Below are 299 nucleotides of genomic sequence, written 5' to 3' on the forward strand. Positions count from 1 at the left end.
TATGTGAAGGTTGCCATTCACTGCTTTAATCAACCTTATGCCGCATGTGAGTATCAAAACCATGACGCCCGCCCAGCCCATCGCCCCACCGTTGCCGCGCCCTTCGCTACCGAAGGCCCGCAGCCGTGCCGGGGAAAACCCGCTGGTGCACATCATCCTCGCCTTCTGGGCCTTGTGGCACTGCCGCCACGCCCGCCCACCGGATACCGCCCTCACGCCGTTGTGACCAAACCCGGCCAGCCTCTGGCCGTTTGCCCCAGCCGGGCCGCCCGCCAGTGCGGTGGCCCTGCGCAGCCGTG

The 299-nt window shown here is 66.6% G+C and carries 1 protein-coding gene; it reads left to right on the plus strand.

All coding sequences use genetic code 11. The features are described 5' to 3' along the window. Positions 1 to 61 precede the first annotated feature (61 nt). Positions 62 to 226 (plus strand): hypothetical protein, encoded by a 165-nt coding sequence (locus GYA94_RS27810; protein ID WP_009686760.1) that lies wholly within the window; start codon positions 62 to 64, stop codon positions 224 to 226. Positions 227 to 299: the final 73 nt, after the last annotated feature.

The organism is Pseudomonas juntendi, assembly GCF_009932375.1.
Classification (GTDB): domain Bacteria; phylum Pseudomonadota; class Gammaproteobacteria; order Pseudomonadales; family Pseudomonadaceae; genus Aquipseudomonas; species Aquipseudomonas juntendi.